Raw genomic sequence first — 15,376 nt, 5'->3', positions numbered from 1 at the left:
TGGTCACATTATGACCAAGCTTATCTGGCAATTTCTAACTTGTCTTGTAAAAAACGATCACTGTGGCTGAACGATTCGGCGTGAGCGACGGTTATTACGTAATCCATCAAAGCTAAACACGACTAGTGCTCCCCAAATAAAGACGAAAGTGATCGCTTTATCCATGGTAAAGGGTTCGCCATACATCAATACTGCAAGTAAAAACATTAAGCTTGGGCCTATATATTGGAAAAAGCCCAAAGTCGATAATTTGAGTCTTGTTGCTGCACCCGTAAAGCACAGCAGTGGCAGGGTTGTTATAACCCCAGCTGCGATCAACAAACTATTTAACGTAAGTGGATTCGTAAGCATATTTGAGGTTGGTGTATCGGCAACAAAAAGCAAATAAACAGCGGCCACTGGCAGTAGAAGTAATGTCTCGATAAACAAGCCAGTTTTTGCATCGACACTGACTTTCTTTCTTAATAAGCCATAAAAGCCGAAGCTCATTGCTAACGCCATCGCAACAACGGGTACGGAGCCAAATACAATCAGTTGAACGAGTACGCCACAACCTGCCAATACAACCGCGAACCACTGTAATTTACGCAGTCGCTCACCAAGGAAGACCATCCCGAGTAAGACGTTGATCAGTGGGTTAATGTAATAACCTAAGCTGGCGTCGAGCATATGATTCGAGTTTACCGCCCAAATGAAAATCAACCAATTGCCGCCAATTAACATGGAACTTGCGATCAGGTAAGCGATTTTCGTTTTGTCTTTCGCGATGTGGTAAGCCGAGCGCCAGTGACGGCCAAAATGGAGGAGTGCAGCAAGCAAAAAGAAAGACCATATCACTCGGTGGCTTAGAATTTCCAAAGGAGATACTTGTGCGATGGACTTAAAGTACATCGGCGCAATGCCCCACATGGTATACGCGCCAATCGCTAGCAAGATGCCTTGCCGCGCGCGTTGTTGTTCGTCTTCTGGTGTCATGAAGTGTCACCTAATTGTGTGTTTTATAGAGCAGAAAATCAGTATACGAGTCGTGATGCGAAACACCTAACAATTTGCGGTTTTATTCACCATGAAACCCCATTACAATGTGCCCTCACTTTGTGTGCCAGTGGTATGCATAAGCACCTCTTTTTTAAGACCCAATCTGAGACTTTTCATGACCTCGACCTTGTTAGCCGAACAATCTGATTCGCCTGTAACGCCTCAACGTGTGTTGGAGGATGTGTTTGGTTACCAAGAGTTCCGTGATGGTCAGCAGTTGGTGATTGACGCTGCGGTAGAAGGTCGCGACAGCTTAGTTATCCTGCCTACTGGTGGCGGTAAGTCGCTGTGTTATCAAATTCCTGCTTTGGTTCGCTCTGGCATTACTTTGGTGATCTCTCCGCTTATCTCGCTGATGAAGGACCAAGTGGACCAGCTTAAAGCCAACGGTGTAGCGGCTGAGTGCATTAACTCGACCATGCCTCGTGAAGAGCTGCTCAGCGTGTATAACCGCATGCACACTGGTCATCTTAAGTTGGTGTACGTCTCGCCAGAACGCGTATTAATGCGTGACTTCATTGAACGTTTGGAAAACCTGCCGTTATCGATGATTGCCGTTGATGAAGCGCACTGTATTTCCCAGTGGGGACACGACTTCCGTCCAGAATATGCCGCGCTTGGTCAACTTAAGCAGCAGTTTTCCCATGTGCCATTTATGGCGCTGACGGCGACCGCAGATGACGCAACGCGCCGAGATATTCTTGAACGTCTGCAACTGAATAATCCAGAGGTTTACCTAGGCAGCTTCGACCGTCCCAACATTCGCTACAACTTAGTTGAGAAGCACAAGCCGGTTTCGCAAATCGTTCGTTATCTTGAAACCCAAAAGGGGAATTGCGGCATCATCTATTGTGGTAGCCGTAAGAAAGTTGAGATGGTGACCGAGAAGCTGTGCAACAACCACATTCGTGCTGCTGGTTATCACGCAGGTATGGACGCTGATGAGCGCGCTTACGTTCAAGAAGCTTTCCAACGTGATGACATCCAAATTGTAGTGGCGACCGTGGCATTCGGTATGGGCATCAACAAACCAAACGTGCGTTTTGTGGTTCACTTTGATATCCCGCGTAATATCGAGTCCTACTATCAGGAAACCGGTCGTGCAGGGCGTGATGGTCTACCTGCGGAAGCCATGATGTTGTATGACCCAGCGGACATCAGTTGGCTGCGCCGTATGTTGGATGAGAAAGACGATGGTCCACAGAAGCAGGTGGAAACCCACAAACTGAATGCGATGAGTGCCTTTGCTGAGGCGCAGACTTGTCGTCGTCAGGTACTATTGAATTACTTTGGTGAGTATCGTGAGAAGCCATGTGGCAACTGCGATATTTGCTTAGATCCACCGAAACACTTTGATGCCACGGAAGAAGCGCGTAAGGCGTTGTCTTGTGTGTACCGTGTTAATCAGAGCTTTGGTATGGGCTACGTGGTAGAAGTGCTACGTGGCATGCAAAACATTCGTGTACGTGAAAATGGGCACGATAAGATTTCTACTTACGCGATAGGGCGCGATCATAGCCACGATTACTGGGTGAGTATTTTCCGTCAGTTAATCCACAAAGGGCTGCTGTTCCAAAACATCACTCGTAACTCAACGTTGCAACTTACCGAAGAGGCGCGTCCGTTGTTGCGTGGCGATGTGACTCTGGAGTTAGCGGTTCCACGTTTAGACACCGCAGCACGTGCGGCGAAGTCAGATAAACTGACCAGCAAGAACTACGACAAAAAGCTGTTTGCTAAGTTACGCAAGTTGCGTAAGTCGATTGCTGATGAAGATGGTTTGCCACCATACGTGGTCTTCAGTGACGCGACTCTGATTGATATGGCGGAAATTCTGCCAACGTCTTACGGCGAAATGCTGGCAGTGAGCGGTGTTGGTCAACGCAAACTAGAGAAGTACGCCGATCCATTCCTTGATTTGATTCAAGAACACATTACTCACCACGGATAAGGAACCAAGATGCAAAAGGAATTTGGCTTAGCGGACTACATGGCACAAGAAGGGCGCTTAATCATTACTGCGCCGAGCTTTGACCTTGATAGTTTTCCTGCCTTAGGTGAGCGTTTAGTCGGCTTGCTTTCCGCTACTGTGGTGGAAAAGCAATGGGATGCGGACATTCACTCTTGGCTGATCGACTTTGAAGGTTGCCGACTGTTTATGAAAGCAGAGCATTACAGCGAAGCGATTTGGTTTGAAGCGTTAGCGATTGAAGAGAGCAGGGAAGAGTTGGATTATCTTGCAGGATTGTTCCAGCGCGGTTTCTAAAAATAGAATTTTTCTTGAAAGGGTGTTTCACATGAAACACCCTTTTTTATGCTTAAACGTTTGCGTCAAACAGACGACTTGCGGCGAAAAGTGGTTAATGTATAATCGCCCACCGCTTCGCTCAGAATGAGCCAAGCCAGTTTATTTTTCATTTTACATTGTTGGTAAGAGCCACTTTATTCAGTGACTCGATTTGGGTTCCCTCACCCCCAAACCAAACTAAAAAGGTATCGCATGAGTAACTTTACCCCTGCGCAGCAGCGCAACGCCCTTATCTATCTGGTTCTATTCCACCTAGTCATTATTGCATCTAGCAATTACCTAGTTCAGCTACCGTTTACTATTTTCGGTTTCCATACCACTTGGGGCGCATTCACTTTCCCATTTATATTCCTAGCGACTGACTTAACGGTGCGTATTTTCGGTGCTCAGTTGGCGCGTAAGATCATCTTCTTAGTGATGTTGCCTGCTTTGGCAGTGTCTTACTTCTTATCGGTGGTGTTCTTCGAAGGTCAATTCCAAGGTTTTGGTCACCTAGGGGAATTTAACTTATTCGTTGCTCGTATCGCGATTGCTAGCTTCATGGCGTACCTACTTGGTCAGATCATGGATGTGCACGTGTTCAACCGCCTACGTCAAATGAAGCAATGGTGGGTGGCACCAACGTGTTCAACGCTTTTCGGTAATGCACTTGATACCATCGCTTTCTTCGCCATTGCGTTCTATCAAAGCCCAGATCCATTTATGGCAGAGCATTGGACGGAAATCGCGCTGGTGGATTACGGCTTCAAACTGATTATCAGTCTTGGTTTGTTCGTTCCGATGTACGGCGTATTACTGAATTACCTAATTAAGAAGCTGACTGCGGTGAACCCTGACTTTAAGGTGACGACAAGCGTTCAGTCTTAATATCAGTGGGAACCCCGAAAGCCGCTTGCTTAAATCAAGCGGCTTTTTTGTACCTGCTTACTGGGATTTAGAGGGTTTTGTACAGCGTGGGGAGCAATTAGATCATGGGTGTCCAAAAGCTCCCTGAGCTGTACGAAGGTAAAAATGAGCAGTAAAAAAGGTCCCGAGTGAGACCTTTTAATCGAAGGTACGGCACGTAGAGGAAGCTCGCTGGTGAAATGGCTAACAGAGCATCTTCTCAATCAAAATGGCTTTTTGCGCATCGAAGGCGCCAAGTTGCAGGCCGTTATCCCAGCTGATGCTTTGATTGAACATCGCCAACATCAAACCGACACTGCGTTGATTGGCGTCCTGCCAGCAATCAGACTCGCTGTACTCTCCATCATTTATCGCGTTGCCATTAACGAGAATGGGCTCGAAACGCCATTTTTCTCCGACACGGTAGTAGCCTTTGCTGGTTAAGGTCTGGTTGGATTGAATCGTTAGATTGTGCTCGATGCCCGGCTCACCTGTTAATTCAAATACAAATCTTAGCTGGTGGTCGCCACATTGCAGCTCAACGATCAGTTGGCCGTTTTTCTCAGTCAGTGTCGACTGAGAGTAGTCTCCAAAGCAGTGCAGCAACCAGGAGATAGGGTGGCTAGCTGTTTCAAGAAACCACTCTTTGAGTGTGAAGGTGCCCGGTAGGTTAACCTGGGTGACTAGATTGACCACACAAGGTTGGGTTTGCGAAGTGAGCCACTCCTCTATTGTCTTGGCGGTATTTAGCTGAGCAAAGGCGTAATTAACCAATAGGTTGGCGTTCGGTTGCTGCCAGTGAGTGATGTCGGAATTCAATCCCAACAATGGCTTTTCACAGATAAGCTTGGTTGAACCTAACGTCTTTATGATCTCTGCATGAGTATGCGCAGGTGTCGCGATGGTCACGACATCAAGTAGTTTGAGTGCGCTGATGTTCGTTTCTGCCTTTGGGATTGCTTCTTCACTGCACGCTTGCTGAAGAGGTTCTATTTGGTTGGCACATAACGTCGTGACTGCAACACCATTGTTTCTATAGTGCGGAATGTGCGTGCGTCCCCAGTTGATTCCTATGATGCCAGCTTGCTGGATTTGCTCTGGCTTGGTGAAACGTTCACTCAATGGCGGCAAGGCAATTCGTTCATCTGTTAGACGTTGGTCATGGTGATAGTCATTGCTTGGCAGCACTTGCCATGGTTTGTTGTAATGCTGTTTGAGTGCACAAACGAGTTCGTAGAAATTCCACTTATCTTTTAAGTTGCTATCAAGGTGATATAAACCGGCTTCGTTCCGCTCAATAAGCTGCAAAAAGGCGAGTGCAGTATCGTCCATATGAGAAGTCGCGGGATACCAAGCCGTGCTAGCGGTAATAACGCCGTTCTCTTCATATTGGCGGTCGAGATGCGCCAACATGTTATTGCCTTCTGCTTGGTGATGGAGCTGCCAACCAATTCGAGCAACCATCGCATCTGGATTTGCTTGCCAGATTGCATCTTCACAACGAACTTTGTATTTGCCGTAATCATCTTGGGTGTTTCTTTCTTCAAAGATGCCATAAGGCCCGTTTTTTGTGGCATCAAATACCATTGCTGTGCTGACAAAGAGGTAAGGAATATTATGGCGTTTGCATTGCTCACCAAGCCACGCTGCCCACTCTTCACTTCCCATCGCCATATGGCACACCGCATTGATGTGGTGTTGCTGCCAAAATTGTTCACTTTGCTGTAGATCATCCGGCGGGATTTGGTGGTGATTCCACTCCAATATGTTCCAGCCGCGTAGGTGAAACTGATGAGCGACTTTTGGGGCGAGGGTGCCAGTTAAGCCAGTCATTAAAACGGTTTTCATGATGGTGCATCTTGGTTGGCTAAATTGTGTTTATCAATAAAGCATGGCTGTTTTTCGATGTAGAGCGGAGAAGCTGAGATTTTTGCTGGGCAGCACGTTTTGTAGGGGAAGTAGATGCAAAAAAGCCCAAGCGAACGCCTGGGCTTTAGTATTGTAAGGCAGTGATATTCGCTTATTTTGCTACGATATTTAATGGCCAGCCGATGTCTGTCTGACGGTTGGATTCAATTTCCAACTCAGCCGCAGTCAGTGGGTTTTTCTCTAGCCATTGTGCATCAATGTGTAACGTTAGATTGTCTCCTTCAACTGTTAGAGTCACATTTGGCTCTAGATCAGGATTGCGACGATGGCTGAGTAGAACCGCAAGACGCAACAGTCTCAATACTCGTTTGGCACTTGAGCCTGATAATGCATGCTGCTCAGGTAAAGAAGTGAGCTGTTCGCGATAGCGACGAGCCACTTCACCAATAAAGAACTTCTGTGCGCGCGTGTAACCAGGCAGATCCAAATTCTGTAGCAAGTAAGCACTATGCTCTCCGCCTTTTTTGAAATCGATAGTTAAGCCAATTTCATGCAGTTTTGCGGCGGTCTCGAGTAATATCTTGCCCTGAGGCTCTGTAATCCACTCATCGCCTCCAGCTTGCTGTAAAAGCGTGTGTGCCAGACTAGCGACTTGTTCACCGTATTGGTGATCGAGCTGATAACGATTTTGTACGCTAGCGATAGTGCGGGCACGAATGTCTTCTTGACGAAGCTCTTCAACCATCTCATACACTAAGCCTTCGCGTAGTGCGCCGCCAGCCAGTGTCATAGCATCGATTTCAAGCAATTCAAAAACGGCAATCAAAATAGAGAGGCCACTAGGGAACACTAATGCGCGCTCAAGTGTTAAGCCTTCAATATCGAGCTCTTCTAAATGGTCGGCCAACATGGCTTGCTTCTGTAGACGCTTGAGTTTGGAGTGAGTGATTACTTCGTCCATGCCTTGCGCCAGCATTATCTCTTGCAATGCCTGAACAGTGCCTGATGCACCAACGCACACATCCCAACCAATTTCTGTATAACGTTCTAAAATCGGCTGGATGGTCTGTTTCGCTCCTTCAATTGCCGCGTCAAAGTTACGAGCATTCAATTGGCGATCTTTAAAGAAGTTTTCAAGCCAAGTCACGCAGCCCATTTTTAAGCTGGTCAGTGCTTTGGCTTCGAAACCTTCCCCGATAATCAGTTCGGTACTTGCTCCACCGATATCGACTACAAGGCGACGACCACTACCGCCAGAGGTGTGAGCGACACCTTTATAGATAGTGGCAGCTTCTTCTTCACCAGTAATCACTTCGATAGGCTGGCCTAGAATTTGGTTAGCCTTTTCTAAAAACACATCTACATTGGTCGCGGTACGTAATGTTGCAGTACCGACGATGCGAATGTTTTGTTTAGGAATGTCCTGCAAGCGTTCCGCAAATAGACTTAAGCAGTCCCATCCTCGCTGCATAGCTTCCATACTAAGAGAATTATGTTCATCTAAGCCCGCTGCTAGACGAACTTTGCGCTTAATTTTAGCCATTGTTTGAACGCTGCCATCGATGTGACGCACAACGAGCATGTGAAAACTGTTCGACCCGAGGTCGATGGCGGCATATAGCGGTGATGATCCTGCTTGACTCATAAAACGAACTCAGTTTCCTATTACGATTGTTTTGGTGCCGATTGACGCGGTTGGCGTGGACGACGTCCCTGCGGCTTACGGTTACCAGAACCAGAGCGGGTACCGCCAGTATTCGTGCGGCGCTGTTGGTTGCGTGGTGCACGCATACGAATCGGAGCCGGTAGATCTTGAATCAGTGCCGACGAATCGTACTCTGAAACTGGGATTGTGTGCTCAATGTATTCTTCGATTGCTGGTAGGTTAACCGCGTACTCTTCACAAGCAAAACTGATCGAATGGCCGCTCGCACCAGCGCGACCAGTACGGCCAATACGGTGAACATAATCTTCACAGTCGTCAGGAAGGTCGTAGTTGAAAACGTGCGTTACCTGAGGAATATGCAGGCCACGCGCTGCAACGTCAGTTGCAACTAAGATGTCGACATCACCTTTGGTGAATTGCTCAAGAATCTTCTCACGCTTCTTCTGCGGTACATCGCCAGTAAGAAGGCCTACACGATGTCCATCGGCAGCCAAATGACCCCAAACCGATTCACACTTATGCTTGGTATTGGCAAAAATGATAGCGCGATCTGGCCACTCTTCTTCAATTAGTGTTTGAAGCAGCGCCATTTTGTCTTCATTCGAAGGATAGAAAAGCTCTTCCTGGATACGGTGGCCAGTTTTTTGTTCTGGTTCGACAACGACATGCTCAGGAGTATTCATGTGTTCGAATGCCAGTTCTTGAACGCGGTAAGACAGCGTTGCTGAGAACAGCATGTTCAAACGCTCTTTTGGCTCAGGCATACGACGGAACAAGAAGCGAATGTCTTTAATAAAGCCAAGATCGAACATGCGGTCGGCTTCGTCCAGAACAACAGCTTGAATGTTGTTGAGGTTAAATACGCGCTGTTTGTAGAAATCGATGATACGGCCTGTTGTTCCGATCAGAATATCTACGCCGTCTTGCAGTTTCGCAAGTTGCTTGTCGTAGCTTTCACCACCGTAAGCTAGAGCGGTTTTTAGACCTGTGCTTTCAGTTAATGATTCTGCATCATTGTAAATCTGAATAGCGAGCTCACGTGTAGGCGCCATAATAATTGCGCGTGGCTGTGTAGGCTTACGACCTTCATGTTCCGGAGTCGTCAGAAGGTGGTTGAACGTAGCAGTAAGAAACGCGAGCGTTTTACCAGTACCCGTTTGGGCCTGGCCTGCGATGTCTTGGCCGGTGAGCAGGACCGGCAACGCCAAGGCTTGGATAGGGGTACAAAATTCGAACCCTTTTTTGTCCAATCCTTCAATAACTTGGGGCTTTAAGCCCAAATCGGCGAACTTTTGCTCTGTGATATGCGTCTTTTTCATGGCTATAGAATATCAGCTAAAGCTTGCAATACGAAAGTAAATACATTCCAATAGGGCATCTAATTACTGGTTATCATCCAACCAGTTTCGAAAAACACATTGGAGTGGAAGATGAGTGATAAGATTTTGCAGCTAACTGATGACGGTTTTGAAAACGATGTAATCAACGCTGCAGGCCCGGTTCTAGTGGATTTTTGGGCAGAATGGTGTGGTCCTTGTAAAATGATCGCTCCTATTTTGGACGAAATCGCAGACGAGTACGAAGGCAAACTCACTATCGGTAAACTAAACATCGACCATAACGCAGGTACACCACCTAAGTTTGGTATTCGCGGCATTCCAACGCTATTACTATTTAAAGATGGTAACGTAGCGGCAACGAAAGTAGGTGCTCTGTCTAAAACTCAACTAAAAGAGTTCCTAGACGCAAACTTATAATCACCAAGTGATTACAGATAAAACCGTGCAAAGTTACAATGCACGGTTTTGTTTTTCTAACTCTGGACTAGAATACTAATTAGTGCTAACTTATCGCGCGTTAATTGAACAAATTTCTCTTCTTGGTCGATCCTGAGACCAAATCCATCTTAACTAGAAAACAGATCTTATTTTGACTAAACAAGAATCCACCACCATGAACCTTACCGAACTGAAGAACAGACCTGTGTCTGACCTTGTAAAACTGGGCGAAAGCTTAGGATTAGAGAACCTAGCTCGCTTAAGAAAACAAGACATCATCTTCGCGATTTTAAAAGCGCACGCTAAAGGCGGCGAAGACATCTTTGGCGATGGGGTTCTGGAAATTCTGCAAGACGGCTTTGGTTTCCTACGCAGTGCAGATAGTTCATACCTTGCGGGTCCGGACGATATCTACGTATCACCAAGTCAGATTCGTCGCTTTAACCTACGTACTGGTGACTCTATCGCTGGCAAAATTCGTCCACCAAAAGACGGTGAACGTTACTTTGCCCTTCTAAAAGTCAATACCGTTAACGACGATAAACCAGACAACGCCCGTAACAAGATCCTATTTGAAAACCTTACCCCTCTACATGCGAATGAGCGCATGGTTATGGAGCGTGGTAACGGTTCAACAGAAGACATTACAGCACGTGTTTTAGACTTGGCATCGCCAATCGGTAAAGGTCAACGTGGTCTGATTGTTGCTCCGCCTAAAGCGGGTAAAACAATGCTTCTGCAAAACATCGCGCAAAGCATCGCGTACAACCACCCAGAGTGTGAGTTGATGGTTCTTCTTATCGACGAACGTCCAGAAGAAGTAACTGAGATGCAGCGCCTAGTTAAAGGTGAAGTGGTTGCGTCGACTTTCGATGAGCCAGCATCTCGTCACGTACAAGTAGCGGAAATGGTAATCGAGAAGGCAAAACGTCTTGTTGAACATAAGAAAGACGTGGTTATCTTGCTTGACTCTATCACTCGCCTAGCTCGTGCTTACAACACCGTAGTGCCTTCATCAGGTAAAGTACTAACAGGTGGTGTGGATGCAAACGCATTACATCGTCCTAAGCGTTTCTTCGGTGCTGCACGTAACGTAGAAGAAGGCGGCAGCCTAACTATCATCGCAACGGCACTAGTAGATACTGGTTCTAAAATGGATGAAGTTATCTACGAAGAGTTCAAGGGTACAGGTAACATGGAACTGCACTTGAACCGTAAGATTGCTGAGAAGCGTGTATTCCCTGCGATTGACTTCAACCGCTCAGGTACACGTCGTGAAGAGCTACTGACGAAGACTGACGAACTACAGAAGATGTGGATTCTGCGTAAGATCGTTCACCCAATGGGCGAAATCGACGCAATGGAATTCCTAATCGATAAGCTAGCGATGACGAAGACCAACGATGAGTTCTTCGATGCGATGCGTCGTCAATAGTCTCAGATAAGTCATTCTGCGAAAAGCCACCGTATATCGGTGGCTTTTTTATTGCTTTCTCCCGATAGAAGTATCAGAATGAAGGAAATGTTATCGGGAGGTTAACATGCAACAAGGAATGTTGTCGTCATTACTCCTGAGCTTGTCACTTATCACTCTACCTGCGACATTATCTGCCAAGGAAATGCATGAGTCTGTAGTAGAGCAGTGGCTTCAGGATACTCAAATACAGGCTAAAGTCTCTGAACTGCTTGATTACGCTGTCAGAGATGAAGTCGACTCGCTTAAATTTGCCCTTGATCGACTTGCTTTGCCTCAACAAGAGGTGGTGCGCTTTCAATTATTGGAAAAGCTTGAAAAGCAAGATGTGATTCTCACGCCTCGAATGGCTCTGTTTGTTGAGTCCCAGATCCGTATGACCCCGACTTATCAAGTGTTAGAGCGAGGTGATGGGTATGAATTTAGTGTACCCGCTTTTAACTTTCCCGTTATTGCGAGTCGCTTGATTAAGCGTTGGAAACAAGACCAAAGTACCTTGGACTTTGTCTTACAAGCTGAACGAAGAGAGCTTAACTTAAAGCAATGGCTTACAGGGCCATCTCAACAAGCTCAAGCGCGTGAAGCGCTTTTGATTCGAGAGTTAGACAGTTTATCACCCAACGCGCTTGCTGCATTAACGGCCCAGTTAACCAAAGCAAATGTGACCAGTTGGTTACCCTCGACGGCCGTGATAGTCAGGTTGGCACAAGTTAGTCAGGATGAGGAAGTGTACAACTTACTCTGGCGGATGAAAGCCGATTACAACAGCCAGTCCGAACTTGAGCGTTTAGCTGCGGTTGGAGACGTTTTTTCCATTCAGCAATTGATGAATGCCACAGTTAACCCATCACTCAAGCCAGAAGCTATTAGTCTACTTACAAAATCTAACCCACTATCTCCGCAAGTAAAGCAGTTTCTAGTTAGAAAAATGGCGTTATCAGAAGAAGCAACCATGGTTGCTCGAGAGCTTGCTCAACAAGGGCATCAAACCTGGTTGGAAGAGTTAGTATCTTCGAACCATCAGATAAAGACTCGGCAGATTGAACAAGTATTAAAGTAATCTTGCTCACATACCCACACAAAATAGGAGGATCTTAGCGTCCTCCTATTTGTTATACTGCGGACAGTTTAATCAGCCAGCATGAAGGCCTATGAGTTTTAAGGATTTACGCGAATTTATCGACCACCTAGAACAGAAAGGTCGACTTAAACGCATCACTCACCCTGTCGATCCCGCTTATGAAATGACAGAAATCAGCGACCGCACCTTGCGTGCTGGTGGACCTGCGCTGTTGTTTGAGAACCCAATCGGCTACGACGTACCTGTTTTGACTAACCTGTTTGGTACACCAGAGCGTGTCGCAATTGGCATGGGACGTGAAGACGTTAAAGAATTAAGAGAAGTCGGTAAGCTGCTGGCTTATTTAAAAGAACCTGAGCCACCAAAAGGCTTCAAAGACGCTTTAGAAAAACTGCCTGTGTTCAAACAAGTATTGAACATGCCGGCTAAGCGTTTACGTAAAGCACCATGCCAAGACATTGTTTGGCAAGGTGATGAAGTCGACTTGGATAAAATTCCGGTAATGAGCTGCTGGGCAGAAGATGTAGCGCCGCTGCTTACTTGGGGCTTAACCGTAACCAAAGGTCCAAATAAGAAACGTCAGAACCTAGGCATTTACCGTCAGCAGAAAATTGCCAAGAACAAAATCATCATGCGTTGGTTAGCCCATCGTGGTGGTGCGCTTGATCTGCGCGATTGGATGGAAACCAACCCAGGTAAACCTTTCCCAGTTTCGGTCGCGTTCGGTGCAGACCCAGCAACCATTCTTGGTGCAGTAACACCAGTGCCAGATACGCTATCGGAATACGCATTTGCAGGTTTGCTACGTGGAAGCAAAACGGAAGTCGTGAAGTCAGTCAGCAACGATTTGGAAGTGCCAGCGAGCGCGGAAATCGTGATGGAAGGTTATATCGACCCGAGCGAGTTTGCTGATGAAGGTCCTTACGGTGATCATACTGGCTACTATAACGAAAAAGAAAAGCACCACGTATTTACTATTACGCACATTACTATGCGTAAAGACCCTATTTATCACAGCACCTACACAGGTCGTCCGCCAGATGAACCAGCTGTATTGGGTGTGGCATTAAACGAAGTGTTTGTGCCTATTCTGCAAAAGCAATTCCCAGAGATTGAAGACTTCTATCTTCCGCCAGAAGGTTGTTCGTACCGAATGGCCGTCGTCACCATGAAGAAGCAGTACCCAGGACATGCCAAGCGCGTAATGATGGGCGTGTGGTCTTTCTTACGTCAATTCATGTATACCAAGTTTGTTATTGTGTGCGATGAATCGGTAAACGCACGAGATTGGAATGATGTCGTGAAAGCCATGTCAGAGCATATGGATCCTGTACGTGATACCTTGATGATAGATAACACGCCAATCGACTCGCTCGACTTTGCTTCACCAGTGGTTGGGCTTGGCTCCAAAATGGGCTTGGATGCGACCATTAAATGGGATGCCGAGCTGGCGACGCGAACCGAGGTCACTGAGCGAGACAGCAAAGCGATTACCGAAGCAGAACTAAATGAGTTGAAACAGCAACGCCCTGAGATTGTTGACGTCTATCTTCCAGTTACAGCAAACAACCAATTTGCTGTCGTGACTATGAAGAAAGACCAAGCTGGTCAATCCCAAGAATTGATGGAACATCTATGGGGCTTCTTTGCTCAGTACACGGATAACAAATTCATCATTTTGTGCGACGATGACGTTAATGCACGAGATTGGAATGACATCATTTGGGCGGTGACAACTCGAATGGACCCAGATAGAGACACGATTCAAGTGCTTGGTAAGACTGAGAGTTCATCCAAATTAGGACTGGATGCGACCAACAAGTTCGAATCTGAAGTCACGCGCGAGTGGGGTACGCCTATCAAAAAAGATCCTAAACTTGTGGCTAAAGTCGATGAGATTTGGGACCAGTTAGGTATTCTATGAGTCATCAAGTCCACCTTCTACCAATGGACGTTACATTCCAAGTAAAAGAAGGGGAGACGGTGTTAGAAGCTGCGCTCAACAACAATATTCGCTTCCCACACCGTTGCCAAGTTGGCGCTTGCGCCATGTGCATGTGTAAAAAGCTAACGGGCGAGGTGAGCTATCACCTCGAACCGATGCTAACCGAAAAAGAGCAACAGCAAGGTTGGATATTCCCTTGCCAAGCCTATACAGAAAGTAATTTAGTGCTTACTTTTGACGAGTAAGCGAGAGGAACACCATGACCATCCAATGTAAAGTAAAGTCTATTCAGCCGTTAGCTTGTAATACTTACCAAATCCTTCTTCATCCAGAATCACCAGTGCCTTTTAAAGCGGGTCAGTACCTAATGGTGGTGATGGGTGAAAAAGACAAACGTCCTTTCTCTATCGCAAGCAGCCCTTGTCGTCATGAAGGTGAACTTGAACTGCACATCGGTGCGGCGGAACACAACGCTTATGCACAAGAAGTTGTCGAAGCAATGCAAGCGGCGCTTGAAACTGATGGTCAGATTGAAATTGATGCGCCACATGGCGATGCTTGGGTTCAAGAAGAAAGCGAACGCCCATTATTATTAATTGCTGGTGGTACAGGCTTCAGTTACGTTCGCTCGATTCTGGATCACTGCGTAGCGCAGAATAAAACCAATCCTATCTATTTATATTGGGGGGCGCGCGATAACTGCCAGCTTTATGCTAAAGACGAACTGGTCGAGATCGCCGATAAGTTTGCTAACGTTCACTTTGTGCCAGTAGTAGAAGAAGCACCTGCAGACTGGCAAGGTAAAGTTGGTAACGTGCTACAAGCAGTAGCCGAAGATTTCGAAAGCTTAGAAAACTACGATATCTATATTGCAGGTCGTTTTGAAATGGCTGGCGCAGCACGTGAACAGTTCACTCAGAACAAGAAAGCGAAGAGCGAACGTATGTTCGCAGACGCGTACGCATTCATTTAAATACGGCTTTTGATACAGAAAAAGAGGGTTTTTTACCCTCTTTTGTGCTTTTTTGATGAAATAGTCATCGAACAGTCAGTTTTTTCCATTTTTTTTCAAAAAAGGGTTGCGAACGGATCTGAGTTCCCTATAATGCGCATCCACCGACACGGCAGACGCGATAAGGCTTCAGCAGGGTCGGAGAGGTGAAAGCTTCTACGAAAAATAAAATTGAAAAAGTGTTTGACACTGTCAATTAAATCGCTAGAATGCACCTCCGCTTTGAGAGAAAAACTTATCGCAAAGCAAGCTCTTTAACAATATAGACCTATCAATCTGTGTGGGCACTCGTTGATGATAATCCAATTCGATACTTCGGT

Annotated in this window: 13 protein-coding genes; 9 read left to right on the top strand and 4 right to left on the bottom strand. The window is 46.4% G+C overall.

Annotation, left to right across the window (positions count from 1 at the left end; translation table 11 throughout):
- Positions 1–57: 57 nt before the first annotated feature.
- Positions 58–975 carry an EamA family transporter RarD gene (gene rarD / locus R7Q38_RS21575; protein WP_005382912.1) on the bottom strand — a complete coding sequence of 306 codons (918 nt, stop codon included), beginning with the start codon at positions 973–975 and terminating at the stop codon, positions 58–60.
- 178 nt (positions 976–1,153) lie between these two features.
- Between rarD and recQ the strand changes: the two genes are divergently transcribed.
- The 3 genes from recQ (at position 1,154) to R7Q38_RS21560 (ending at position 4,213) form a co-directional block, all read left to right on the top strand.
- The gene (recQ, locus tag R7Q38_RS21570) at positions 1,154–2,989 is read left to right on the top strand and encodes an ATP-dependent DNA helicase RecQ (protein WP_005451195.1); all 1,836 of its coding nucleotides are present in this window, start codon (positions 1,154–1,156) and stop codon (positions 2,987–2,989) included.
- Between the two features lie 9 nt (positions 2,990–2,998).
- A complete protein-coding gene (locus tag R7Q38_RS21565) occupies positions 2,999–3,304 on the top strand; it encodes a DUF3630 family protein (RefSeq protein ID WP_005378772.1) in 306 nt (101 codons plus the stop codon).
- A gap of 234 nt (positions 3,305–3,538) precedes the next feature.
- A complete protein-coding gene (locus R7Q38_RS21560; RefSeq protein WP_005378770.1) occupies positions 3,539–4,213 on the top strand; it encodes a 7-cyano-7-deazaguanine/7-aminomethyl-7-deazaguanine transporter in 675 nt (224 codons plus the stop codon).
- A 222-nt stretch (positions 4,214–4,435) separates the two neighbouring features.
- Here the strand turns inward: R7Q38_RS21560 and R7Q38_RS21555 are convergent, their stop codons facing one another.
- From R7Q38_RS21555 to rhlB, 3 genes are all read right to left on the bottom strand, one after another.
- Positions 4,436–6,079, bottom strand: a complete 1,644-nt coding sequence (locus R7Q38_RS21555) for a sugar nucleotide-binding protein (protein WP_239938871.1) — start codon at positions 6,077–6,079, stop codon at positions 4,436–4,438.
- Between the two features lie 172 nt (positions 6,080–6,251).
- Positions 6,252–7,745: a guanosine-5'-triphosphate,3'-diphosphate diphosphatase gene (gppA, locus tag R7Q38_RS21550; RefSeq protein ID WP_053306516.1), complete on the bottom strand. Its 1,494-nt coding sequence runs from the start codon at positions 7,743–7,745 to the stop codon at positions 6,252–6,254.
- 20 nt (positions 7,746–7,765) lie between these two features.
- Positions 7,766–9,085 (bottom strand): ATP-dependent RNA helicase RhlB, encoded by a 1,320-nt coding sequence (gene rhlB, locus R7Q38_RS21545; RefSeq protein ID WP_005378764.1) that lies wholly within the window; start codon positions 9,083–9,085, stop codon positions 7,766–7,768.
- Positions 9,086–9,196: 111 nt separating this feature from the next.
- Between rhlB and trxA the strand changes: the two genes are divergently transcribed.
- The 6 genes from trxA (at position 9,197) to fre (ending at position 15,017) form a co-directional block, all read left to right on the top strand.
- Entirely contained in the window at positions 9,197–9,523 is a 327-nt protein-coding gene (gene trxA, locus R7Q38_RS21540) for a thioredoxin TrxA (RefSeq protein ID WP_004745500.1), read from the top strand.
- Positions 9,524–9,719: 196 nt separating this feature from the next.
- Complete coding sequence (gene rho, locus R7Q38_RS21535; RefSeq protein ID WP_005378757.1) at positions 9,720–10,979, top strand: transcription termination factor Rho; 1,260 nt, start codon at positions 9,720–9,722, stop codon at positions 10,977–10,979.
- 106 nt (positions 10,980–11,085) lie between these two features.
- Positions 11,086–12,078: a hypothetical protein gene (locus R7Q38_RS21530; protein ID WP_017821790.1), complete on the top strand. Its 993-nt coding sequence runs from the start codon at positions 11,086–11,088 to the stop codon at positions 12,076–12,078.
- Positions 12,079–12,169: 91 nt separating this feature from the next.
- The gene (ubiD, locus tag R7Q38_RS21525) at positions 12,170–14,023 is read left to right on the top strand and encodes a 4-hydroxy-3-polyprenylbenzoate decarboxylase (RefSeq protein WP_167415540.1); all 1,854 of its coding nucleotides are present in this window, start codon (positions 12,170–12,172) and stop codon (positions 14,021–14,023) included.
- Entirely contained in the window at positions 14,020–14,289 is a 270-nt protein-coding gene (locus R7Q38_RS21520; protein ID WP_009696789.1) for a 2Fe-2S iron-sulfur cluster-binding protein, read from the top strand. Before ubiD ends, R7Q38_RS21520 begins: the two co-directional genes overlap by 4 nt.
- A gap of 14 nt (positions 14,290–14,303) precedes the next feature.
- Positions 14,304–15,017, top strand: coding sequence for an NAD(P)H-flavin reductase (gene fre / locus R7Q38_RS21515; RefSeq protein ID WP_005382872.1), 714 nt, complete (start codon positions 14,304–14,306; stop codon positions 15,015–15,017).
- Positions 15,018–15,376 lie beyond the last annotated feature (359 nt).

Origin of the sequence: Vibrio sp. Vb0598 (assembly GCF_033338935.1) — a bacterium.
Lineage (GTDB): Bacteria > Pseudomonadota > Gammaproteobacteria > Enterobacterales > Vibrionaceae > Vibrio > Vibrio alginolyticus.
The sequence above is the reverse complement of the archived record's forward strand: the minus strand, read 5'-3'. Positions and strand labels throughout refer to the sequence as shown.